Annotated in this window: 26 protein-coding genes and 1 riboswitch; of the genes, 5 read left to right on the top strand and 21 right to left on the bottom strand. The window is 43.2% G+C overall.

What is annotated here, in order from left to right; all coding sequences use genetic code 11:
• Nucleotides 1-10 precede the first annotated feature (10 nt).
• The 4 genes from KH172YL63_RS09190 to KH172YL63_RS09175 form a co-directional block, all read right to left on the bottom strand.
• Nucleotides 11-715: a class I SAM-dependent methyltransferase gene (locus KH172YL63_RS09190; RefSeq protein ID WP_173105819.1), complete on the bottom strand. Its 705-nt coding sequence runs from the start codon at nucleotides 713-715 to the stop codon at nucleotides 11-13.
• Nucleotides 716-1007: 292 nt separating this feature from the next.
• Complete coding sequence (locus KH172YL63_RS09185; RefSeq protein ID WP_173105818.1) at nucleotides 1008-1472, bottom strand: GNAT family N-acetyltransferase; 465 nt, start codon at nucleotides 1470-1472, stop codon at nucleotides 1008-1010.
• Nucleotides 1469-2035: a GNAT family N-acetyltransferase gene (locus KH172YL63_RS09180; protein WP_332066939.1), complete on the bottom strand. Its 567-nt coding sequence runs from the start codon at nucleotides 2033-2035 to the stop codon at nucleotides 1469-1471. The genes KH172YL63_RS09185 and KH172YL63_RS09180 overlap by 4 nt, the downstream gene beginning before the upstream one ends.
• A gap of 17 nt (nucleotides 2036-2052) precedes the next feature.
• The gene (locus KH172YL63_RS09175) at nucleotides 2053-2574 is read right to left on the bottom strand and encodes a GNAT family N-acetyltransferase (protein ID WP_173105817.1); all 522 of its coding nucleotides are present in this window, start codon (nucleotides 2572-2574) and stop codon (nucleotides 2053-2055) included.
• 247 nt (nucleotides 2575-2821) lie between these two features.
• Here KH172YL63_RS09175 and KH172YL63_RS09170 point away from each other — a divergent pair, with 247 nt between their 5' ends.
• Nucleotides 2822-3250, top strand: a complete 429-nt coding sequence (locus KH172YL63_RS09170) for a hypothetical protein (protein WP_173105816.1) — start codon at nucleotides 2822-2824, stop codon at nucleotides 3248-3250.
• 111 nt (nucleotides 3251-3361) lie between these two features.
• Here KH172YL63_RS09170 and KH172YL63_RS09165 read toward each other — a convergent pair whose 3' ends face one another.
• The 4 genes from KH172YL63_RS09165 to KH172YL63_RS09150 form a co-directional block, all read right to left on the bottom strand.
• Nucleotides 3362-3736 (bottom strand): nucleotide excision repair endonuclease, encoded by a 375-nt coding sequence (locus tag KH172YL63_RS09165; RefSeq protein WP_173105815.1) that lies wholly within the window; start codon nucleotides 3734-3736, stop codon nucleotides 3362-3364.
• Between the two features lie 116 nt (nucleotides 3737-3852).
• On the bottom strand, nucleotides 3853-4737 hold the full coding sequence (locus KH172YL63_RS09160) for a YegS/Rv2252/BmrU family lipid kinase (RefSeq protein ID WP_173105814.1): 885 nt from the start codon (nucleotides 4735-4737) through the stop codon (nucleotides 3853-3855).
• 123 nt (nucleotides 4738-4860) lie between these two features.
• Nucleotides 4861-5982, bottom strand: coding sequence for a mechanosensitive ion channel family protein (locus tag KH172YL63_RS09155; protein WP_173105813.1), 1122 nt, complete (start codon nucleotides 5980-5982; stop codon nucleotides 4861-4863).
• Nucleotides 5983-6032: 50 nt separating this feature from the next.
• Entirely contained in the window at nucleotides 6033-7013 is a 981-nt protein-coding gene (locus KH172YL63_RS09150) for a phosphotransferase family protein (protein ID WP_173105812.1), read from the bottom strand.
• Between the two features lie 349 nt (nucleotides 7014-7362).
• On the opposite strand from KH172YL63_RS09150, the gene KH172YL63_RS09145 reads away from it, so the two are divergent.
• Nucleotides 7363-8241: a zinc-dependent metalloprotease gene (locus KH172YL63_RS09145; protein ID WP_232066160.1), complete on the top strand. Its 879-nt coding sequence runs from the start codon at nucleotides 7363-7365 to the stop codon at nucleotides 8239-8241.
• Between the two features lie 41 nt (nucleotides 8242-8282).
• Here the strand turns inward: KH172YL63_RS09145 and KH172YL63_RS09140 are convergent, their stop codons facing one another.
• The 3 genes from KH172YL63_RS09140 to KH172YL63_RS09130 all read right to left on the bottom strand — a co-directional run bounded on the left by KH172YL63_RS09140 (nucleotide 8283) and on the right by KH172YL63_RS09130 (nucleotide 11639).
• On the bottom strand, nucleotides 8283-8744 hold the full coding sequence (locus KH172YL63_RS09140) for a pyridoxamine 5'-phosphate oxidase family protein (protein WP_232066159.1): 462 nt from the start codon (nucleotides 8742-8744) through the stop codon (nucleotides 8283-8285).
• A 513-nt stretch (nucleotides 8745-9257) separates the two neighbouring features.
• Nucleotides 9258-10097, bottom strand: coding sequence for an aminoglycoside adenylyltransferase domain-containing protein (locus KH172YL63_RS09135; protein WP_173105810.1), 840 nt, complete (start codon nucleotides 10095-10097; stop codon nucleotides 9258-9260).
• Between the two features lie 138 nt (nucleotides 10098-10235).
• Nucleotides 10236-11639, bottom strand: a complete 1404-nt coding sequence (locus tag KH172YL63_RS09130; protein ID WP_173105809.1) for a protoporphyrinogen oxidase — start codon at nucleotides 11637-11639, stop codon at nucleotides 10236-10238.
• 198 nt (nucleotides 11640-11837) lie between these two features.
• Nucleotides 11838-11938, top strand: a riboswitch (SAM riboswitch).
• A 91-nt stretch (nucleotides 11939-12029) separates the two neighbouring features.
• Here KH172YL63_RS09130 and KH172YL63_RS09125 point away from each other — a divergent pair.
• On the top strand, nucleotides 12030-12242 hold the full coding sequence (locus KH172YL63_RS09125; protein ID WP_173105808.1) for a Fur-regulated basic protein FbpA: 213 nt from the start codon (nucleotides 12030-12032) through the stop codon (nucleotides 12240-12242).
• 280 nt (nucleotides 12243-12522) lie between these two features.
• Nucleotides 12523-13095, top strand: coding sequence for a TVP38/TMEM64 family protein (locus KH172YL63_RS09120; protein ID WP_232066158.1), 573 nt, complete (start codon nucleotides 12523-12525; stop codon nucleotides 13093-13095).
• A gap of 269 nt (nucleotides 13096-13364) precedes the next feature.
• Here KH172YL63_RS09120 and spoIIP read toward each other — a convergent pair whose 3' ends face one another.
• The 5 genes from spoIIP to KH172YL63_RS09095 form a co-directional block, all read right to left on the bottom strand.
• Nucleotides 13365-14528: a stage II sporulation protein P gene (spoIIP, locus tag KH172YL63_RS09115; RefSeq protein ID WP_173105807.1), complete on the bottom strand. Its 1164-nt coding sequence runs from the start codon at nucleotides 14526-14528 to the stop codon at nucleotides 13365-13367.
• Nucleotides 14529-14623: 95 nt separating this feature from the next.
• Complete coding sequence (locus KH172YL63_RS09110) at nucleotides 14624-15325, bottom strand: alpha/beta fold hydrolase (RefSeq protein ID WP_173108109.1); 702 nt, start codon at nucleotides 15323-15325, stop codon at nucleotides 14624-14626.
• Between the two features lie 13 nt (nucleotides 15326-15338).
• Entirely contained in the window at nucleotides 15339-15917 is a 579-nt protein-coding gene (locus KH172YL63_RS09105; RefSeq protein ID WP_173105806.1) for a hypothetical protein, read from the bottom strand.
• Nucleotides 15914-16132, bottom strand: a complete 219-nt coding sequence (locus KH172YL63_RS09100) for a helix-turn-helix domain-containing protein (RefSeq protein WP_173105805.1) — start codon at nucleotides 16130-16132, stop codon at nucleotides 15914-15916. Before KH172YL63_RS09100 ends, KH172YL63_RS09105 begins: the two co-directional genes overlap by 4 nt.
• 9 nt (nucleotides 16133-16141) lie before the next feature.
• A complete protein-coding gene (locus tag KH172YL63_RS09095; protein ID WP_173105804.1) occupies nucleotides 16142-16618 on the bottom strand; it encodes a DUF2975 domain-containing protein in 477 nt (158 codons plus the stop codon).
• A gap of 226 nt (nucleotides 16619-16844) precedes the next feature.
• On the opposite strand from KH172YL63_RS09095, the gene KH172YL63_RS09090 reads away from it, so the two are divergent.
• Nucleotides 16845-17066, top strand: coding sequence for a hypothetical protein (locus tag KH172YL63_RS09090; protein ID WP_173105803.1), 222 nt, complete (start codon nucleotides 16845-16847; stop codon nucleotides 17064-17066).
• A 60-nt stretch (nucleotides 17067-17126) separates the two neighbouring features.
• Here KH172YL63_RS09090 and KH172YL63_RS09085 read toward each other — a convergent pair whose 3' ends face one another.
• From KH172YL63_RS09085 to KH172YL63_RS09065, 5 genes are all read right to left on the bottom strand, one after another.
• The gene (locus KH172YL63_RS09085; RefSeq protein WP_173105802.1) at nucleotides 17127-17438 is read right to left on the bottom strand and encodes a DUF3892 domain-containing protein; all 312 of its coding nucleotides are present in this window, start codon (nucleotides 17436-17438) and stop codon (nucleotides 17127-17129) included.
• Between the two features lie 94 nt (nucleotides 17439-17532).
• Nucleotides 17533-18975 (bottom strand): N-acetylmuramoyl-L-alanine amidase, encoded by a 1443-nt coding sequence (locus KH172YL63_RS09080; protein WP_232066157.1) that lies wholly within the window; start codon nucleotides 18973-18975, stop codon nucleotides 17533-17535.
• Nucleotides 18976-19461: 486 nt separating this feature from the next.
• Complete coding sequence (locus KH172YL63_RS09075) at nucleotides 19462-20199, bottom strand: glycosyltransferase family 2 protein (protein WP_173105801.1); 738 nt, start codon at nucleotides 20197-20199, stop codon at nucleotides 19462-19464.
• 152 nt (nucleotides 20200-20351) lie between these two features.
• A complete protein-coding gene (locus KH172YL63_RS09070; protein WP_232066156.1) occupies nucleotides 20352-21257 on the bottom strand; it encodes a glycine betaine ABC transporter substrate-binding protein in 906 nt (301 codons plus the stop codon).
• A gap of 23 nt (nucleotides 21258-21280) precedes the next feature.
• Nucleotides 21281-22018, bottom strand: coding sequence for an ABC transporter permease (locus KH172YL63_RS09065; protein ID WP_173105800.1), 738 nt, complete (start codon nucleotides 22016-22018; stop codon nucleotides 21281-21283).
• Nucleotides 22019-22022 lie beyond the last annotated feature (4 nt).

Below are 22022 nucleotides of genomic sequence, written 5' to 3'. Positions count from 1 at the left end.
TTATATCACTCTATTTCTTGACAAAGAGGGCTGTCAGTAATTCAGAGACCCCAAACAACTTATCAGAATCACCCTGATCCTTCATCGTCCTCACTTCAACCGGCTCCAACATGTGAAAAATGCTGATAAGCCTTTCTTTAGAATAGCCCAGGCCACCGGACAATGAACCGTTCCTGTACACTTCCCAATCGGATATATCGGCGCCGCCAAGCTTACCTCCCGGCAGGAAGCACGTGATCCCAAAGGATCCTCCGATTTTCAGGGAAGCCTCTACCATTTCTATGTAACTCATTCTTCTATGAGGGGCAATATGATGAAAACAGCCAGAATCATAAATGAAATCGTATGTGGCGGTTTCAAAGGGGGCATCAAATATATTTTGGTGCAAAAAATTGATTGAGAGATTTTTCTCCTCGGCCCTTTCACTTGCCCAGTTCAGCGACACCTTTGAAGCATCGACAGCATCCACCTCGAATCCCATTTCAGCGAGATAAAGTGCGTTCCTCCCGGGTCCACAGCCAACATCCAGCACCTTCCCCTTCGATACCAGGCCCTTTTCCACATAAGACACAAGGTTTTCATCAGGCGCATTCATAAAGATCGGCACCGGTTTGTCCCGGTCAGAGAAAAATTCATCCCAAAACGGGGCAGGTTGCCGTAAAAAAGAGTCCAGCATCCTTAATAAATCATCTTGTTCATCAATGTTTTCTTGCATCATGTTCCCTCCTTCTGACTATATATCCATTCTACTTTATGACAGCAAAGAGAAGGTTACCACGATTTTACAGTTGTGTTATTTCACTTCCCATCCAACCCTTAATGAAGCCTCTAACATACCCCCAGAAGGAGTCAGATTCCCTTCTGTCGCCTTTTAGTGAACTCCATATACAATCCTATACATTTCTATAAAACCGCACATTGAGTCATCTAAACAAACCATAAAAGCTGAAGAGATGGAAGGGATCTTCAAATACATTACAATTATTACTTTTATATTACACGCGAATTTATAATTCTTTTTCCATCATCACCATATCCAACGCCCTGATACCATTTTCATAAATCGGATCGGGATACCGCTTGAAAAAGTCTTTCTTTACGCAGGTCAAGCGAAAACCGGCTTTTTGATAGAATGCCAGATTGGCTATGCTGGAATTGGCAGTCCCTACGATGATTTTCCGCTTTCCTTTGCCGGAGTAAAGTGAAGTGATTTGATCCAAAACCATTTTTCCGATACCCCTCCCCCGATAAGCAGGGGCCACCGCCATGTTTCTGACTTCAACAACACGAGAAGATACATCGGTCATGATCAACACTCCCACGGTATGACCTTCACTTTCCACCGCGTACACTTCCCCATCATAAAGATACTCCATGATGATTTCTTCACTTTCATCCGCCATGAGCAACAAAGGCATATAATCTTTTACTCTTTCGGGGTCTACCGGATTAAGTTTCACATGATCATTCATAGATCTACCACAACATACTTTTCCATCCGTATATCATCCCACATCTTCCCGTTCCAAAAGGTAAAATCCGGAACCCTGCCAATTTCTTTATAACCAAGTTGTTTATATAGATGTTGAGCATGTTCATTGAAGGCGAAGACTCCTAATTCAATCCGTTTCAGCCCCTGTTTGTGTATCTCCTTTTCCAGGTATTTCATCGCCTGATAGCCAACACCCTTACCCCTTGCTTCTCTTTCCCCGATTGTGATTCCGATCCAGGCAGTACCCGGTGTTTTATTGAATAAATGCCCCGGGTCGATCATATAATTCATTTCCCCCACCAGTGTCCCATCCAAATAAATGAGAAAAACAGGCTGCACCCCCAAGCGTTCTTCCAACCCTTCCCATGTCATTTCCCTTCGGCATTCCAATTCATCTTTATTTTTGCTTGGGCGGATGAAGTGGACGATGGCAGGATCATTGTCCCAACGATTCAATGCAGCCAACACTTCCGTTTCCGGTTCCATCAGTCGTTTCACATGTATATTCATGATCCAGTCCTTTCTAATGACTTCTATGCTCACCTGTACCTTCTAAAAGGTCATACCAATTTATACATTAAGATATCATCAACATATTCATTTTCTCCGAATTTAAACTCTTTTACTTTTCGGCCTTCTTCCTGAAACCCTAATTGTTTGTACAGTGAGATGGCCCTTTCATTTGTCGAGAACACACCAAGGCTGATCTTTTCAAGAAGAGGATTTTTTTCAGCCCAGTCCAGCAGCTCCATTATCAATTCACGGCCGATCCCTCTACCTCTAAAGTCACGTTGAATCATGACCCCGAAGCTTCCGGTATGCATCAGCCTCCTGCGTTCCTGAGACTTGAATACAAGCCATCCCACAATCCGGTTATTCATTTCGGCCACTAGCAACGTTTCCCGTTCATTGGCCAGAATCCCTTGAACCCAGTCAATTTGTTCCTCATCGGTTCTCCCGAATTCTTCCAACACCGATATAAAATAATTGTTTTCCGAAAGTACTTCCCGATGAATGTGTAAAATCGCCTGGGCGTCCTCCCTTTTCACCTCTCGAATGTGAAATGTTTTCGTTTCTTCCATTCTGTCATACCCCCGTTTTCTCCAGCAATTTCATGCAAGCATATGATCGTGTCGATGAGGCCATATGCTTGAAACCGCTTCCGATACTCCTTATTTTAACACCCCTTCACACTTCTTTATATATGAACCTTTCCGGTGGGCGTCATTTCCACTCACTGTTATGCGCCCAATGCCTTTTGGTTCTATCTCCCTCTTATATTAATAGATTTATATAAAACATCCATTTTAAATCAAGGGAGGAATGATAATGAACGGCGTGATTTCTGCAGTCAAATTACATAGCCTTCAGGAAAGCGAAGAGCTGCCCGGGATCGAATTGGCCGAAAAGGGCCAGCTGACCCAAATTGATTATCATATATATGATCATAAGCACGAACTTCTGTATCAAGTGACACATGGTGATACATTATTTGTCAATCTAAGCGACCACCACGTCCTTTCTTTTAATAAAAGGGAAGAGCTCTATTACTCAACATGTTTTCAGTTGAAGGAATCCGTCTTCATCGAAGTTGCAGGGTTAAAAAGGCGTGCCGCGATCACTTCGATTCATATCCGCTGGCAGTCTCAAGGGAGCAGTGTTTCTTACGGAGTGGAAGACCGGACTGGCACTAGTTACTTTGGAGTCAGGGAGAACCAATTGTTATCGTGGAATTCTCCAGAAGGTTTGGGGAGATAAATACAGGCACACAAAAACCTATTTTCGAAAAGATTGTTTGCATCCTCACAACAATTAATGCCAAATAAAAAGATGCCATCCCCGCAAAAAGGGGGATGGCATCTTCCTTAATTATTGAAAAAAGACCTTATCTACATTGTACTTCGCTTGAAGTTTATTAATCATATAAGTTTCGTAAATTTCACGGTCCATAGCATCTTCTACAATGGCAACATCAATACGATAAACTTCGTCTCTATGGTTGCGAAGTGGTGAAACAGAATCTTCAAGATGCTTTTTCACTCTTTGTCTTAATTTACGTGCTTTTCCTACAAACAGAAGCTCATCATGGATATTATAAAATGTGATGATGCCGCCTTTGTCTCTCGGGATTTCATGAAGATCGATGAAGCCTTCGATGCTTTTGATTTTTGGCTCTTCTGCGTTTCTTGCTTGTTTGCGTTCCGTTATGGAAATATCCGCTTGTGGGATTTGAATGTTAATCAAAAAAGTTCACGTCCTTTATTTGCTGTAAGAAGCAATCGTAACATACTTCTGAATGAAATACTATACACAGTACGATGAACAGTAAAAAAGAGTCTGCATTTTTATCGGCTATATCCTCATTTCTTCGGGACAAAGATCTCTATATGCTGCTGCAGATTTTCCACAATGATCGGAAGCTCATGCCCTTCATCACCGTCAACATTCGAAACCATGTCATATTCAGAAGCAGCCTTCAGCTTCCCGACCTTCATATGGTGGACGTGTTCACTGTCAGCTAATTCCCCAGACAACACTTTGGGCACGAGCATGAGAAATTGGGGTAACGGGATATCTTTGATAATAAAGACGTGAAGCATGCCGTCATTGACTTTGGCATTCGGAGCGATTGTTTCCATGCCGCCTACCGAATTGGTCAAGGCAATCAGCATAAGAAGCGCATCGCCCTCCCATTGATGATCCGATTTCACCAACAATGGAAATGGCTGCTTTTCCTTCATTTTTTTTATGCCCTCCACAATGTATGCGAGTGGTCCCAGCTTGGATTTTTGCTCAACCGGTGTTGAAAAGGACGCTTCAGCAAGAGCACCGACTGCGACGATGTTCATAAAATAGGAATCATTGATTTTTCCAACATCTGTTTTCTGAATATGCTGTTGCTTAAATATATCAATGGCCTCATGAGGGTCCATGGGGATATGGAGGGCTCTTGCAAAGTCATTGACCGTTCCCAGAGGAATGAGACCGAAGCGGGGGCGGTGTTCCTGTTCAGCGAGTCCGTTGATGGCTTCATTGATTGTCCCGTCCCCTCCCATAGCGGCTACCCAGTCGAATTTCCTCTCACACGCTTCCTTTGCAAAAAGCAAAGCATCCCCTTCCCCTTTCGTGATGCGCAGTTCCGTGTCATATCCAAGTTCTTTCATCACCTGAAGTGCGTAGTCGCGATAATTCTCTGCCTTCTCTTTTCCTGAAGATGGATTGATAATCAGCATGGCTTGCTTCAAGCTGATTCCCCCTTTTTAAATGTCTATGAGTATGCTATACCCATATTTACACAAGGGAATCCCTAAGGATCCAAAAGACTTTGTATAGTTTATAGCAGAGTCAAAGCAATTTACCAAGTACCACTATTGACCTTTCATCATGCCTATCACTTCTTTATCTACACTGCGCACATGCAGGTCCTGCTGCGGGAATGGTATTTCAATTCCCTTGTCATTAAGGGCCTTATATATCCGGAAATGGAGATTGCTTTTGATTAGAATGACTTTATCAGGGTTGCTGATCCACACAAAGAGCTCGAAATCCAACGAGGAACTGCCGAAACCTACAAAATTGACAAAAGGTGCAGGCTCAACAAGTACAGATTCAGACGCTTTCTCCTCTTCCTGCGCCACGCTCAACAGAATGTCCCTTACCTGTTCAACGTCACTTCCATAAGCCACTCCGACAGGAATGACAAGTCGGAGCCGGGGATCGGAGTAGGAGCGGTTGACCACCTGCTCTTCCAGGAAGTACGAATTTGGCACGATGATATGTTCATTATCCAAAGTCTTGATGATGGTTGCCCGCATATTGATCTTTTCAACATCTCCAATTACATCATTGACAATCACCCGGTCCCCTACTTTTATCGGGCGTTCGAATAACAGAATGATCCCCGAGATGAAATTGGATGCAATATTCTGCAAGCCGAATCCAATCCCCACCCCGATGATTCCTGCGAAGACTGTCAGTGCACTAAGGTCGATCCCGACTGTTGTCAAACTGATGAAGATGGCCAGAACCATCACACTATAATGAAAGATCTTATCGAACGTGAATTGCAGCCCCCTGTCCAGGTTATAGCGTTGATAGATGTTAGGAAGTAAATATTTTGTCATGATATTAGAAGAACGGTTGGCAATCGAAATGATCAGGACGGCGATGACGAGTAAAAAGAAGGTCACTTTCACATTCCCTACCGAGACGATTTCCCGGAACATCCACGAGGAACTTGAAAAGTAAAACAGCATAAAAAGTAAAATCCCATATGTCGTCACCCAATTCAGGATATAGCGTACGAGCGAATCCATTTGAAATAAAAACTTATTGTCACTGTTTTTCATTCTTTTTGTTATAGATAAAATAAATAACCTGGCAGCGAATATGAGCAACACATAAAACAGGAAGAATAATAGATTCATCCAATCAAATTGCTCATACACTTGGTACCAATTGTCGGTTACTTCTTCGATATCGGTGTTCATGAGGTAACATCATCCTTTTCTTTTTTTATTCGCTTCAGGCTTCTGTTCAATCAGTCATTTCCCCACTTCTCTAAAGTAAGAGAAATCAGCCTCCTGATGTCCCTGATCCTGACCTCTCCGCATTCTTTTCGGTTGGCTAAATCGCAAAGTGCTAGAAGATCCACTAATTTCGATTTCAGAAGCCACTGATCAGGCAAGCTCCCTCCATGATTCAAGTAGCTTTCAATGAATGGGTCTTCCAATCCGCTTGTTGACACTCCCTCATACCTCAGCATATTGCCAATATCGATCAACGGCGTTCCACTGAATGCGTATTCCCAGTCCAGAATAGCTGAAATCGAGATATCGCTGCCGTCTTCATCCACTAAAATGTTTAGCGGGTTGAAGTCACTGTGAATCAATGAATTCTGTTCACCGAGATCAACCATCAAATGGGCGTGATCCTCTGCATACGTACATATTCGCATGCTCAAGGCGGGGCCGAGGTGTTTCTTCCCGAATCCTTCAACTAGACTGCCTCTGATCATATCCATATAAGTATCAGGATTCAAACGGAATTGCTCTCCTATCACCAATTGCTCAGTGAAAAGTCCAGATTGGGGGAATGTGATAGAATGTATGCTTGCGAGCAATCCTCCAACAAGAGCAGCAGCCTTGTCCGGGCGGTCTTCATCCCCCCCTTGGAGGACTTCAGATAATGGACGTCCATTTTTCCAGCTCAGCAATATAAAAGGATAGGGAAATTTCCCACACGAAAAATCGCTGAATAGAACTTCAGGCACAGGAATCATCCCTGCCAACAAGTTCAAAACTTCTTTTTCTGTCTTTATCCCTTTTATATGATTGCTGAATATCCGAAGAACACATTGCCCATTGCCGGTGACGATTTTTATGTTGGTATTGTTCAATCCCCCGGCTAATACTTCATGATGAGTAATTGAACCTTTCTTTATAAAGGGGTAGAGCATTTCCTCAATCGCAGAAACCGGGGGTATGATCTGATTGTTTGTACGTTCCCATCCAGCTTTCATCAGCAGTGCCACCTTCCATTCTGACATGACTTCCTTTCATCATAACCCAGCGAGTGATCAATAACATCATTGAGGGTGTCTGATACAAATGTCTTCAACCATAGGGAATGCTTGTCCGCTTATCGTTTGATGTAATAATTGTAGAACATGAAATACGAGCCTGATTACCTGGGCGCTTTCCCTTCATTTTTCGTTTTTTACGTTAACTTAACAATACTTTTACAGAAAATGAGCCTATTTCTCTAGTTCTTTGTAAAAAATGAGACTTTTTCCCTCCGGCGGAAATTATTATACTATGATAGTTTTATAGATGCCTGCGCAGGTAATCGATTTTTTGGAGGAGTATTCATTGAAAACAAAAGGACTACTATCTTTATCTCTTGCTATCTCATTAACTGTTCTGCCATCGTGGACAAATGCTGAAACGGTGTCTTCGACTATTGATTCTCAAGGAAATGCCGTGGAACTGGGACATGCTCTCCCAAAGGCTGAAAAATCAGGGAAGCAGCATTTTGAAAGCCCATCTCACGTTGAGAAACAGACGGTAGCTGACATCCTGAATGAAAAAGGGCAAAAGAAGCATGAAAAAAGAATCGAGAAATCAAAAGAAAACAAGAAAGATAAGCAGAAAGATTCTGAGGAATTATTCGGATTGTTCGATTGGGGCTCCGGATCGGGGACGGACAACACGGATGATGCATCTGCTTCTGCATCCCGGACGGTCACGGTTTTAATCGCGGCAGATGAAGAATACCGCTCAGCCCACCCGGATTGGCAAACATTGACTCAAGATATCGTTGAAAAAGCAGATGATGCTTTCATACGTGATCACGGAATAGACTTTGAGATTTCGGCATTTGGTGAATGGGGATCAGAAGGAAACAATGCTTCAGAAATCCTGCAGGACCTTGATAAGGATTGGAACGGGCAAGGATTTGATTTTGTCGTTGGCTTCACACGGGATGTAAACTTTAATTCCGGTGGCATCGCATACGTGTATCCTTCTTCACCGAATGGCAGTGCCATGAGCGTGAATTTGGACCAGGGTGCAGAAAATACCTGGCATGCAGCTCAGCATGAATTCTCCCATAATTATGGTTTAGGACATGACCCGCAAGGCAGTGGCATTGAATGCATCATGAACTATGACTACTCCTACCAGATCGACTATTGGGATCAAGACCATGACGACCTGATTCAGGCTCACAAAGGCTGGTTCGGGAACTAATCGTACATACCCCTCCCCACAACAGATTGTGGGGAGATTTTTTATTTTGCTGCCTGCCCGTTAAAACTGGGGGTGAAGGATTGATCCCGCACAACAACAGTATCAGGCACAAACCTTACCAGGATATTGGAATTCCCCAACCCTTTGAAGCGGGGATCCCACCTCTCTTCATTTGGTCCAAGGTACCGTTGAAGCAGCATTTTTGCAATTCTTACATCAAAAGGCTCAATGGTTGCACGGCCTCTAAAGCCTGCATGCAGCACTTTTCCGGTCGTATGATCAAGATCTGTCACCCCGATTGAACATAAAGGAAACTCTTTTATCCTATCAGGAAATGTGTCTGATGAAGGGGTACCAATCACCCAAATGATTCCACCGTCCCAGTAGAACCAGACAGGAGATTCCCTTGGACCCTCCGGCGAATGGGTCGATAAATGGGCAAATAACGGTTTTTCCATGAAACTGTTTAAGTCAAAGCTTCTTCTCCCCCTGATTATCTTCACTGCGATACTTCCTTTCTATGATTCTACCATCACTCTTGGTTAAAATGCCCTGTAGCACTTTCTACAATGCTGTCCATTCATCTGTCTTTTATTACTGGCACCACAATGGGGGCAGGTAACAGCTTCAGTGTTTTGCCCCAGTCCTTTTTTGTGGTGCAATTGAAGTTGGAGGGCTTTATTTGCAAAATATACAGTCGCCGCTATGGCTGTTCCAGATGCGAATAGTATCGCGAGGAGTGATATTCCGTTCATTTTCATTTCCCCTCTCCCACATTTATCAGGCTATTTTTTGGCTTCACTCGCCACTCTGAACACCATTCAGCAACGGCTGGTGTGCTTTAGAAAATAAGATAAAGAAGATATCCATCGTTTTTCTCATCGTCACGGGGAATACGATGAATTGTATGGGTTAGATAGTGAATATGATTACATTTACTCTTACAATAGAGAATCATTTTCAGCGAAACTGGCGAAAAGTCTCTTACAGTGCTCCAAATTCACCAATCAGTGCGGCTAAATATTCCCATCCTTCTTTTCATATGTGTACTCGTTACAATGATGAATCAAATACCTCATAAACCTGACCATAAACGTAATCCGTTCTTCATTTGAATTGAAATGTCTTTTTGTCCTGCCTGCCCGGATATTCATCGCTTCCTTCACAATGCTGTGCCATTCGGTCGAAAGTCGGTTCAACCCATATTCTCCTGCACCCATCTTGGAAATAATATCTGATTCCTCCATCGTATAATATTGTCGAAGGAGGCCAAGGACAGACCATTCCAATTCGCTTTCGATCACTTCAGCCGGCAAAGATTTGACCTCCTCCACCGAAGCTTCCAGCCATTTGAGCCTGCCGAGCCAGTATGTATTCATATTGTCGTGAACATAGGAAAGAACCTGATTGATAGACACGTTTACATAATAGGTGGAAATGTCTTCTCCCAAAACAGCGATCCCCTTTTCTTGAAACAAGTACCAAGTGACCGGGTTAAAGTTGAAATACTCTCCAGTTGTGAGTTCACCTTCGTTAAAGAAAACAGCCTGTATGTTCTCTCCTTTCCCTTGGCACAATCCGATATGCTCAGGAAGGATGTAGACCCCGTCCAGTTCAGGCTTTACATGAACCTTTTCCACATTTTTATGAATGTCAGAAAGGGTAACCAATTCACTGGGTGTCAGATGACGATTCAATACGGCAATAAAGTCGATATCACTTGATCCATGTTCGTACGCCGAAAGGGCAATACTGCCATGTAGATACATTCCTTCCAGCACTTCGGGCAGTTGGTTGTGAACGAGCGAGATATAATCATTCATGATCGGCTCAATAACAGGTGGTAGTCCGGACATATTCATTCCCCCCCCCTTGTCGTTTGGGAGAAAAGATCCGCTTCAATCTCTCCCTGTAAAAAATCTCCACTCCGACACCATTTTAACACCTTATTCCATTTTTATACAGATGTTTGCTGTATGAAAAGAAGCCTGATCTTACGAGATCAGGCTTCTTTCGATGTCCACTATGATTTCTTCTGCGGTCTGCTGTCCATTTTTCATACACGCACCGATTCCGACTCCATAATAGGAAGCACCGGCTAATTTCACTCCTGGAAATTCAGCAGTAAGAATATTTTCCAAGAGGCTTACCGACTGACCATGCTCAAGATGATAATTGGGCATTAAATCCTTCCAGTCAGTAATCTCAACAGAAACAGGCTCCCCTTCGATTCCGATGCTCCTCCTGATGTCTTCCAATGCCGCTTCCTTCAGCTCTCTATCACTCAGGCCGGATAAGTGTGAATAATTGGCGTTCGAACTTTTATAAAAAAGCCTTACCAACAAATTCCCTTCCCGTGAAGTATGCTTCCACTTCCTGCTTGTCCACGTACAGGCATCACACTTCACATCGTCCCCGTCTGCCACAATGAATCCGGTGCCGTCTGCCGGGAGTGTCCCGTCAGGAATATCAAACCCGAGATAAATTGAAATCAAAGATGAATTTTTCAAATTGTTGAATGGTACGTTTAATTTTTCATGCTCCACGATCTTCTGGGTGACATCATGTGGCGTGGCGAAAATGATGTAGTCTGCAATGATACACTGCTGATCATCAAGAATCAGCTCATATCGATCTCCTACTTTTTGCAGCTTATTCGTAGCCACCCCTTTATGAATCGACGCGTCTGCACATACTTCTTCCAACCTGTCTATGATGGCAGAAAGTCCATGTTTAAATGAAATGAACTTTTTGTTGGAAGCCCCTTGAAATTTCTGTTTGTTTTCAGACAAGCCTCTGATGATACTTCCATATTCATTCTTATAGTCAAGCAGGTACGGCAGCGTAGTCGACAGCGTTAATTCATTCAAATTTCCTGAATAGACGCCTGACAATACCGGAGCCACTTGATTCTCTACCAGCTCTTTCCCCAGAAATGCTTCAAGGAATTCACCGATCGAGCTGTCTTTTGTGAAGTGAGTGTTTTTCACTTCCAGGTCCTTCAATGCCTGACGCTTGCCCTCTTCCGACACCAGGGTGCTCTCAAAAAGGGAATCTGTGCTCATCGGGATACCGAAAATCGTATCCAGCGGAATTTTATGTAATTGATTGTTCGTATATATGTATGATGTGCCTGTTTCATTATAGACAAGCTCGTCCTGCAGCTGCAGCTCCTCCACAAGAGGAAGGACACCTTCATTGCGGGCAACGATCGAATCCGCACCTGCTTCCATGATAAACCCGTCTTCCTTCACCGTCCGGATTTTACCGCCAAGCTCCGAGTCTTTTTCGACCAGTACGGCATTTACCTTCAACCCTTTTTCACTTGCCTTCTTCTGGAGATGATAAAGTGCTGTTAATCCAGTTATTCCTCCACCTACGACAACCACTGTCTTCATTTCACTCACTCCAATATTTTGGATATGTATTTACATATCAAGAGTATCATGTTTAATCCGCAATGAAAAAAAAAACTGTGTCTGAATTGGGAATTATACCTGTCTTTCAAGCCAAATGCCTGCTCACACAAAAACCCCTCTCCAATTCCGAGTTGACAACTAAGAATACTTGACTATATAATATACATAATCAAATACCACTTATCCAGAGAGGTAGAGGGAACGGCCCGATGATACCTCAGCAACAGGTTCTAGGACACTGTGCTAATTCCACAAGCATGATGCTTGAAAGATAAGTTGAAGTCCAGATCCGTCAAGCCTTCTTCTTATCCAATAGGAAGAGGGCTTTTAATAACTCCCCTTCCGGAAAAAAATCAGAGGAGTGATACCATGGGAAAAATCCTACAAGAAGCGATTCAAAACAGAAGAAATGAATTAATCAATAAATTGATCATTCACAATGTATTCAAAAAAGAAGACAAACAATTATTCGAATTAACGCTGCAGGAATTAGAAATCGAATACAGATCCTTACGCCGCAGGGGCCATCCTCATAACGACACTGGTTCCATACAGTGGAAGCGCGTGAAAATCAGCAGTTAGGGGAGCTGCCCACTAAAGTCATCATTTATAATAAAATCCGAACCCATTCGATTTCGCTTTTCCACAGCCTGTCGAATCACCGTTCGGATTTTCCTTTATCTTCAATACACTCCTCCCCAATAAAGCGTTGTCCCTGACATATCACCCATTCAATTAAGAGAACCCTATTTGCACCCCATCTCCCCTTCATGTAAAGTTAACAAGACTGTTGCAAAACCCCAGCGATTAGCCAATACAATCAATCTTTTAACATACACCAATAGATTAAAGGAGACTAACAATGTCTGCTTCTCTTCACCATTTCTTAAATGATTTAACAGGTTTGAATGACGGAATGCTCATTCTGATCAGCATCACCATCAATATCATCATCAGTATCCTCGGGTTCATACCCAGTGTCTTCCTGACTGCATTCAACCTCTCGGCGTTTGGATTTGCACCTGGAATCGGTGTGTCGATCGCCGGCGAATCCATCGGGGCGATTATCAGCTTTTATTTATTCCGAAAAGGTTTGAGATTGAAAGGGATAGATTCAATCCTGACAAACAAATACTTTCAGAGGTTGAAAGAGGCTTCTGGAGCGGAATGGATTTTCCTCCTTTTCTTTTTCCGGATCGTCCCATTTATTCCATCCAGTGTCGTCACCGTAGCGGCAGCGTTCAGTTCCATTTCCATTCTCCCTTTTTCAGTCATCAGCACAGTCGGAAAGATTCCCTCATTGTTGATTGAGGCGCTGATTGTTGCAGAATTATTGAACGTGACGAGGGGAAATATGATTCTAGCAGCCGTGACGGTGGGGATCGGGGTGTTGTATGGGGTGTATCGGTATGGAAGGAGAATGGTGGGGAGGTGAATGTGTTGGAAGGTTTGTCAGTTGAATTTTGGGGTTTATTTGTCTGTTGAATATACGCTTTTTTTCGACAGACAAATAAACCAATCATTTTGTCAGTTAAAAAACAGATAGTTTTCAACTGATAAATTCCAGCCATTATTCAACAGACAAACTCTCCCCTCCCCAAACGAAAAAACCGAACAGCCACCCGACACCCACCAGGGATATCGTGTAGCTATCCGGTTCAACTCTAAACTCTCCCCACTGCTTCTTTATACGAGGCATCCACCCTACTGAGCATTCACCTCAACGGCATCCTTTTTATAATAGCCGGCGAAGATATCAGCAAAAGCTTCAGTGGAATTATATAGTTCCACCAGGTTATTTTCCACTCCGCCAAATTCAAGAAGCATGGCGCGCTCCGTTAAATCCTGATTGTACACGCCGTTTCCTTCTGCCTTCGTTTTGACGAACACACCCCTGCTGATTCCCGGGTACTTTTCTTCAAGCTTGGCATTCAGTTCCTTGGCTACCTTCAAGTTCTTTTCGAAGTTTTTATTTTCTTTTCCTACAATAAAGAACAGGCGGGCATAGTTTTTCCCGTTGATCGTCTTGGTTGTGATGTTTCTTGGCATGGAGTCCCGGTGGATGTCAATCAGATAGGTGAGGTCTTCGTTTCCTGCCAGTGCCTCCTGGACCAATCCCCTTGATAGTTTGTAGGATTCATAATAGGTCCATGATTTATCTTTGAGTGCTTTATTGACGTCGGTTTTGTCTTGGACAGCCCCAATCCCCCTCGATTCGAGCTCTTGTTTCAGCTTTGCCCCGACAGCAATGACGTTTACTTTTTCGTTTGTACTCGCAGGGTCTTTAGAATCATTGTTTTTGATTAATGGACTGAAGGCTTCCCAGCTGTGGGAATGGTAGATGAATACTGATTTCTCTTCAATTTCATCCCCACCATCGCCTGAACCTGAGTTTGCTCTGTCGATTTGACTTTGATCGATTTCCTGGTCTTTGAGCTGATCTTCCGTCGGTGCAGGGGATTCGTTCGGAAGGTTGGTGATGTCGGTTCCTTTCCCTGCGACCGCTATATGGGTATGATAATTTTCAATACCGGGGATTTCCCGGCCGAAAAGGCTCCGTGGGTCCAATAATGATACATTCGTGACACTTTCAAGCCAGTCAAATTCGTTGTTGATAGAATCTTTATACGTGATCCTCATCGGGGTGATTTCCTGTGACAGCAGCATAAGGAATGTCTCTTTTGGTACAAGCTCTGATACGGAAGTGTAAAACAAGCTGTCCACCCTCAGCTTGATGGCTGTGGAGGAGATCAGCCAGACCATCAGGTACATAAGGACGATTCCGATCAGTACGATCCGGATGACGGCTTTCATAGAGATGAATACTAGTGGGACTATTCTGTTATGGTTTCGAGACTTATACGGCATCATCAGTACTCCTATATAAAGTATTTAATAATTCACTTTATGCAGGACGATGATAGAGTAGAATGTTTTTCTGAGATTGCAAACTTCACATCCGATCATGCATGTGCAAGTTTTTTAATGGCTTCAATCACCAACTCAGGTTCGTCTCTCTGTATGTAATGGGTACTGTTTTCGGCCATGATCAGCTCACTCTCTTTCGAAAGGCTGAGTAAACCCTTTTGCATCTCATTCCATAAAGACTGGGCTTCCATTGTATAATGTGCCTTGTTACCGGCTGCAAGGATGATGACCGGTAAATCCAATGTTTTCCTGGTTCTTCCGGTCAAATGGAGGCTTTTCTGAAATTCAGCAAAGCTGCCTTCCAGTGTAAACTGTTTGTAATACCTGGCTTGAAAGTCTTCAGGCATGACCGGCAGAAACTTTTCAATATAATCCTCCGGGGTTGAATCAATAAGGATCAAACCGGATACTTTCTCAGGATGCTTCGTTGCGTACGCCCTCATGTTAATTCCACCAAAGGAATGGCCGACTAATAGGTAGGGCGGTTCAATCTTCATTTCAGTAAGCAACAGGTTAAGCTCTGTCACCATTTCATCGCTTGTCCTTGGATGGTTGGCACCTCCGCTTTTCCCGAGTCCCGCCCGGTCATATGCGACCACTTCCAGCTCTGCTTTGATGCCTGGCAAGATGTCATGCCAGGCTTTGGAATAGTCCCCGTAGCCTGCGTCCAGTACGACTGTGGGACGATTATTTTTATGGCCGTATACCGCTGCGAAAAGTTCAGTTCCCCGGACCATTTTGAAATGTTCTTTAACTGGATTCGACAAGAAATCCCTCCTGTTCTTTCAAGTCAACCTTCTTAAACCAATAGGCCATTTCCTCCATCGGTTCTTCTCTTATGTGAACATAGTAAACGTCAAGATCTTCAGTCTCTGTCCCATCCGGTAAATGGAATGATAAGGTAAACGTCTCTTCGGGAAATATATCGAATACCTGGGGTTCCCTGTGGGAAAACTTTTTTGTGGCCACTGCTTTTTTCACGTCATCCTCTAGTAGTTCCCAGTCCATTTCATCCTGAAGCGGACTGCGATTCCGCTTTACATCGGTCACTTTACGATCACCGTTCACATAGAACACGATGAAATCTGTCGGGAACCTGTACCGCTCCAAGTCTTCCACCCAAGTCCCGTTCATCACAACTTTGTTCTCGTTCCTATCAACTTTCAAGTCAAGAGACGCAGGTGTCGTATGATAGTGGGCTTGAATGAAAAAGAGAAGGAAAACAGCCATCATCACAATCGAAGGTGAAAAGAATAGAAGCGCCACCCACTTCCTTTTCCTCCATGTAAATAACCCAATGATGCATGAAAGGATTAAAAGGATCGTCATTCCAGATGTTCTTCTGGCTGATATTCCAAAATATCCCCCGGCTGGCAATCCAAAGCCTTGCATATTGCCTCTAGGGTTGCGAAACGGACTGCTTTCGCTTTCCCATTCTTTAAGATTGAAAGATTGCTCATCGTGATACCCACTTTTTCTGACAGTTCAGTTACACTCATTTTCCTTTTCGCCAACATTACGTCAATATTTATAATGATCGCCATATTATCGCCTCACACGGTTAAGTCATTTTCAGATTTTAGTTCAAGAGCATTTTGAAGCAGCTGTTGAAGAACGGCTGCAAAGACCGAGATCGTCGCAGAGGCAAAACTGATAATCATGCCGAGAATGGCTATGCCCGGATGAAGTGCATTTTGAATCAGAAGGAAAATCATGCCCAATACATAGATCACCATAATCATTAGTGCACACAGTTTGATACGGCCGAGGGAACCGATCGCTTCACCTGAAAAAGCATGTTTCTTTTCAATGCAGGTTAATAGCTTGAAAGCTTGAAATAAAGCTACTCCAAAAGGGATGGCTGTCAGATAAAGTCCAACCAGTACCGTCCACTTCAAGTAGGCGAATTCAGGAAAGAGCTCCGCCGAGTATTTTGCCATCGTCGGAAGCCACACTACGCATAAAATAAACACCAGTGCACCAATTGATATCACTGCACCTTTTAAGAATTTTGTTGTCAAAGAGTTCATCATACACCTCTCACCATGTTTTTATTAAATTATAATCAGAAATTTATTGTTTTACAATAAAGATTTATTGTGAATTTTATGTATGAAAATGATGTGTCCGTTGCACCGTTCACTTTACAGAACAAACGTTTCTATTTATAGGCATGTATGTTATAGTAGGTACCCAATGGGTCTACGAGACTGTACTTAGTCAATCCCTTGATGTATCAGAAGGGAGACATGTTATATGTCAAATGAAAATATCGTTACGATGCTCAAGACTCTTAAGGAATTTAAGGATAGCGAGATCGTCCACACGATTTCAAATAAAGACAGTTCACCTATTATTACTGTCACATATCAATTAAATACTGAACGTTTCATCATCACTTATGTCGATTCCATGAAAGTGGAAGAATTCACAGACATCCGCCTGCTGGCTTCCACGATAGAATATTTGACTGCTTGATGAGTCTTCATATTAAATAAAGCCATTACGAGGATCGTAATGGCTTTGTTATTGCTTGCTCTAAAATGGCGGAAGTTCACTTAGATTATTCTCTTTCACACCGTCCGGTTCACTCCGGAGGACATCCCTTCCATATCGGTGAATCACGTCAACATGCGAAAGATTTCCTGCCTTCGCTTCCTCCAGGGCAGAGATGTAATCCAATTCCCTTCCACTGTTCGTTTTAAAGGCGATAAGTTCATCGTCCCCGTTTCTCCGAACAGCTACAATATGTTCCCCGTCCATAGTTTCATCAGACAGCTCGGCTTTCGCCTGGACCTTTCCCTGGCGCTTATATTCTTCGAAAATTTCCTCAAAGTTCTTTCCTTCCATTGGGTTCACCTCCCGAACATACGTTTAGTATTGTCCGGGGATGACATTATTATGTCAGCAGTGATTTTCATACAAACAGGAAAATATCTGATGGCTACTTAAGTTTATCCAACGTGCTGTTAAGTAAGATGATTTTTTCTTCCATACCTTTCACAGCAAACTGGATATTCTTACGGAAAATGGACAAGATGAGTTGACCGTATGTGGTGCCTGGAACCGCCCATTTCCCGTTCAAATCTGTCCAATTCTCGGCAATTCCCCTTTTGACAAGTGAAAAACGGGGGTCGACGAGTGCCACTCCTTGAGGGATTGGTTGAGTGGAGGCATAGGCATACAAATGCTGAATATGGGCAAGAACACCCTCTTCAGGGGTTTTGAAAGTTGCTCCATTGTTCCCGGGACCCGTTGTACCTATTCCGGCATAGTTATTTTGTTCCGGCTTGACCTGTCCGGTGAACCTGAAATAATTCGTTTCATGCACCGCCTGGGCGTATGCCACGTCCCCTCTGATGCCAAAAAGCTTCCCGTAAAAAATATAGAACTTGCCAAGGAGCGGAGCGTTTGGATTGACAGTCTGGACATATTCATCCAAGTATTCTGCATTCAACAGTGATTCCCCCATGATTGAATAGGATATTCCCGGGGGATTCGTTGGCTTGGGAGGATCCGTCGGTTTTGGAGGGTCGGTCGGCTTCGGCGCTTCTGTTGGCGGGGGAGCGGTCGGTTTAGGTTCTTCAGTTCCCTCCCTTACCAGTATAAAGGCTTCGACTCCGATTCTTTTTAAATCGTTCACCTGTTTTTCTGCATTCTCCCGTTCGGTAAATGCACCGGTCTGCACCCTGTAGTAATTCTTGCCTGAAAGCACAACTGTATCAATAAAGGAAGGAATCCCCTTCTTTTTCAAGAGTTCCACCCGGTCTTCTGCATTCTCACGATCTGTAAAAGAACCTGCGATGACTTTGTACAGCGCTTTTTCATTCACGATTTTTTCAGGTAAGCCTAATGCCTTCCCAATTCCCTTTCCTATTGCTTCACCCATGCTGCTTCTGAATTTCCCATTGTTCAAAAGGGCTACGTCTGCCGGATTGTCCACAAAGAGGATTTCCAGCAGGAGTGAAGGCATCTTCGTTTCACGCAAAACATGAAAATTCGCCCTCTTCTTCCCTCTGTCCAAAATATTGAAGTCTTTTTTGACTACTGCCATTATTTCATCGTGGATGATTGTTTGATACACTTTCGTCTGCGAAGGGATCGTTCCATTATAGACATAGCTTTCAAACCCGCTTCCCCCTCCTGCGTTATGATGGATCGAAAGAAAATAATCCGGGTTTGTCTGGTTCGCAAGTGTGGAGCGCTGCGATAGAGAAAGTGTGGAATCATCGCTTCTTGTCATCACGATCCTGACATTATAGTGAGACAACAAATAATCCCTTACTGCAAGCGCTGTCAAGAGATTGAATACTTTCTCCTCATTCCCTTTATATGTGGCACCCGGATCTGATCCGCCATGCCCTGGATCAATCATGATTGTTTTCAACTAATATCCTCCTATGAGTTTGACATAAGATACTATATTCATCCAAGGACAGGCTTGATTGGACATTATTCCATTATATGTAAAAATGTTCCCCGTTCGGCGAACAGGAAACACTTTGTAGACGTTCGATTCATTTTTTGAGGAGGGAATGTTCATTTAGGTTTCTTTTTCTCTTTTTTTTGCTTATTCATTTTATTCATCATCATTGTTACCCGGCGGAATCACATACTGGTGGTCGCTTCGTTGTTCCAGTATGCACGGTTCATCTTATAAGCATCGTGGTCTTTCTGTCTTTCAATTGGATCGATTCGTGATATACAAAGGACTGTTTGAAGGATTTACTATTTTTCTCGCCAATGCATCACCTCCATAGAATACTGTATGTGAATGAAAGCTGATTGGTGTGGACAAGCAGGGATTTTTTAAAAATTGGATTTTCAGGGACTTGATCCTGAAGAAGCCGAGTAACCTCGACATTAGTCTTCGTTAAAAGGTCATCATCTTTAGAGCCTGTGAGTGTTTCCTCAAGTAATTTGCAATCTTTGGTTGATAGTAATTCCTCACTACAAGAATTTCATGTTTCATTTTATCCCCATGTTGACTCGTTCCCGAATTCGGATGAGATCTATAATTCAACAGAACTTCATCCAAATAGTACATGACGTGGCCCTTAAGAAGGATTCGGAACCACATGTCATAATCCTGGGTGAATCTTAAATCCTGATTGAAATAACCCACTTCCTGGAATATATCTCTATGAAGCATCACTGAACATCCATTCACTGGATTGATGGTCATGAATGACCGGTACACTTCATTGGCATTGGTAAATCTCTTTCCTACATAAGAAAGAAGGGGTTCATTTTGAGGACCTACATAATCATAATTGTGGAAGCTTGCCTTAGCGTTATGCTTGAGCATGAATTCCACCTGTTTCTCGACCTTCAACGGTTCAATATAATCATCGGAACTCAGCCAGGCAATATACGTACCTTTTGCCTTCTTGATCCCTTCATTGATGGCAGTTGCAGTCCCCCCGTTCTTTTTTTTGATATATGTGATGCGGCTCATAAACGGCGTCAAACGTTCAATTTCTTTGGTAGACCCATCATCGACGACAATCAACTCAATATTCGGGTATGTTTGATTCAATGCACTTTGGACAGCCTGGGCAATATAGGAACAATTGTAAAATGGGATAACGATTGATACGGTAGGTTTCATTTTAACTCCTCCAGTGTAGCCTTGGACAAGACGTGAATACTATAGACTATTCATCTATTCAAACTCGTGATTAGACGGACGAACCATGGTACAGAAATATTCTTTACATAAAAAGGACTGAGCACCAGTGGCTCAGTCCTTACAAAATAAAATCAATCCTTGATCAGCCCGTTTTCTACCAGCCAATCATGGGCAACGACGGATACACTGTTTCCTTCGATGTCCACCTTGTAATTCAATTCTCGCATAATATCACTATCAAGCTTGTTTGCCAATCTTGCAGTGATTTCCTTAATTTCGGGATATTTTTTGTACACATCTTCATTGATGCTGACAGCTGCACGATACGGAGGGAAGAATCCCTTATCGTCCTTCAGTGTCACTAAGTCATAGTCTACAATTGTCGCATCGGTCTCAAATGCGACGGATACATCCACTTGACGATTGTTCAATGCCCTTTGGGTCAATCCAAGGTCCATTTGTTTAATCTGGCCCGATCCGAAAGAGAATCCGTATGTTTTCTCGACACCCGGCAGCCCGTCAGCACGATTCGCAAATTCGGCATCGGATGCCATCATTAATTCACCAGGATGTTCATTCATATAATCGGCCAAATCACTGATTGACTGAATGCCGAGCTCCTTCGCTTGATCTTTATTCATGGCGAGGGCGTATGTATTATTGACATTAGACATATTCATCCAGTGAATGCCCCGCTTGGCATCGAGCTCTTTGACCTTCTTAAAGGTTTTCTCTGGATCCGTCATCGGCTCTTGCCCCATGTATGTGATGAGCGCCGTACCCGTATACTCCCACATCATATCCACCTGCTCGTTTTCCAACGCTTTGCGTACGACAGTACTGCCCAGGTTATTCATTTGCTTAACATTAAAACCTTCCTCTTTCAGTAGAAAAGCAGTCATCTCGGAAAGCAGGTATTGCTCTGTAAAATTCTTACCTCCTACTGATATTTGCTTACCACCGATCCCAGCATTGGAACAAGAGGTCATCATCAATGTGAGGACAAGGATCCCGATCACTTTCATCTTTACATTCACATCATCACCCCTTGTCTAATTCATTACATTTCCAGCGTTTGCCTGGTCCCTTTTGGAACAACAAGCTTCTCAATCATTCTCAACAGCAAATCAACGAGAATGGCGAGGACAGTTACCGGAATCGCACCGGATATTAAATAACCATTATCAAACAATTGTATGCCTGTGAATATCCAGACACCCAATCCCCCTCCTCCAACAACATAAGCAAGGGCAGCCGTCCCGATATTGAGCACAACCGCAGTGCGGATGCCTGCCAAAATGGAGTATGAGGCATTCGGCAATTCGATCCTGAAAAGGATTTGATAAGGCTTCATTCCCATGCCCTTCGCAGCATCAATCAAATTCTCATCTATTGAGTCTATTCCTGCCACGGTATTTCTGTAAATGGGTAGTAAAGAATAAATGAACAAGGCAAAGATCGCTGTTTTAAAACCGATTCCTAATATGCTGATCATAAGAGCCAATACTGCCAAACTTGGAATGGTCTGACCAAAATTCACCGTATTCGAAACAATCCACTCAGCTCTCCTGAACCGCTTTCTCGTCATCAATATCCCGGCGGGGACCGCCACAACGAGTGCAAGTAAAGAAGACACAAAGACCAGTTGTAAATGCTGCATCAACAAATAAAGAAACGTTTTGGATTGCGTGAACATATAATCGAAATAATGGTTCTTTATTGCCCAGACGAAGAAAAGGATGACAAAGGCATAAACGACATAGCGAACAATTTTGCTGACAACCTTTTTGGCATTCACCGAA

This window comes from Bacillus sp. KH172YL63, assembly GCF_011398925.1.
In the GTDB taxonomy this organism is placed as follows: domain Bacteria; phylum Bacillota; class Bacilli; order Bacillales; family Bacillaceae_B; genus Rossellomorea.
The sequence above is the reverse complement of the archived record's forward strand: the minus strand, read 5'-3'. Positions and strand labels throughout refer to the sequence as shown.

Coding starts and splice junctions, on each gene's coding strand:
- KH172YL63_RS09190 (WP_173105819.1), bottom strand. CDS start 715: ATGCAAGAAAACATTGATGAACAAGATGATTTATTAAGGATGCTGGAC.
- KH172YL63_RS09185 (WP_173105818.1), bottom strand. CDS start 1,472: ATGAATGATCATGTGAAACTTAATCCGGTAGACCCCGAAAGAGTAAAA.
- KH172YL63_RS09175 (WP_173105817.1), bottom strand. CDS start 2,574: ATGGAAGAAACGAAAACATTTCACATTCGAGAGGTGAAAAGGGAGGAC.
- KH172YL63_RS09170 (WP_173105816.1), top strand. CDS start 2,822: ATGAACGGCGTGATTTCTGCAGTCAAATTACATAGCCTTCAGGAAAGC.
- KH172YL63_RS09155 (WP_173105813.1), bottom strand. CDS start 5,982: ATGAACACCGATATCGAAGAAGTAACCGACAATTGGTACCAAGTGTAT.
- KH172YL63_RS09150 (WP_173105812.1), bottom strand. CDS start 7,013: ATGAAAGCTGGATGGGAACGTACAAACAATCAGATCATACCCCCGGTT.
- KH172YL63_RS09135 (WP_173105810.1), bottom strand. CDS start 10,097: ATGTCCGGACTACCACCTGTTATTGAGCCGATCATGAATGATTATATC.
- KH172YL63_RS09130 (WP_173105809.1), bottom strand. CDS start 11,639: ATGAAGACAGTGGTTGTCGTAGGTGGAGGAATAACTGGATTAACAGCA.
- KH172YL63_RS09125 (WP_173105808.1), top strand. CDS start 12,030: ATGGGAAAAATCCTACAAGAAGCGATTCAAAACAGAAGAAATGAATTA.
- KH172YL63_RS09120 (WP_232066158.1), top strand. CDS start 12,523: ATGTCTGCTTCTCTTCACCATTTCTTAAATGATTTAACAGGTTTGAAT.
- spoIIP (WP_173105807.1), bottom strand. CDS start 14,528: ATGCCGTATAAGTCTCGAAACCATAACAGAATAGTCCCACTAGTATTC.
- KH172YL63_RS09110 (WP_173108109.1), bottom strand. CDS start 15,325: ATGGTCCGGGGAACTGAACTTTTCGCAGCGGTATACGGCCATAAAAAT.
- KH172YL63_RS09105 (WP_173105806.1), bottom strand. CDS start 15,917: ATGACGATCCTTTTAATCCTTTCATGCATCATTGGGTTATTTACATGG.
- KH172YL63_RS09100 (WP_173105805.1), bottom strand. CDS start 16,132: ATGGCGATCATTATAAATATTGACGTAATGTTGGCGAAAAGGAAAATG.
- KH172YL63_RS09095 (WP_173105804.1), bottom strand. CDS start 16,618: ATGAACTCTTTGACAACAAAATTCTTAAAAGGTGCAGTGATATCAATT.
- KH172YL63_RS09090 (WP_173105803.1), top strand. CDS start 16,845: ATGTCAAATGAAAATATCGTTACGATGCTCAAGACTCTTAAGGAATTT.
- KH172YL63_RS09085 (WP_173105802.1), bottom strand. CDS start 17,438: ATGGAAGGAAAGAACTTTGAGGAAATTTTCGAAGAATATAAGCGCCAG.
- KH172YL63_RS09075 (WP_173105801.1), bottom strand. CDS start 20,199: ATGAAACCTACCGTATCAATCGTTATCCCATTTTACAATTGTTCCTAT.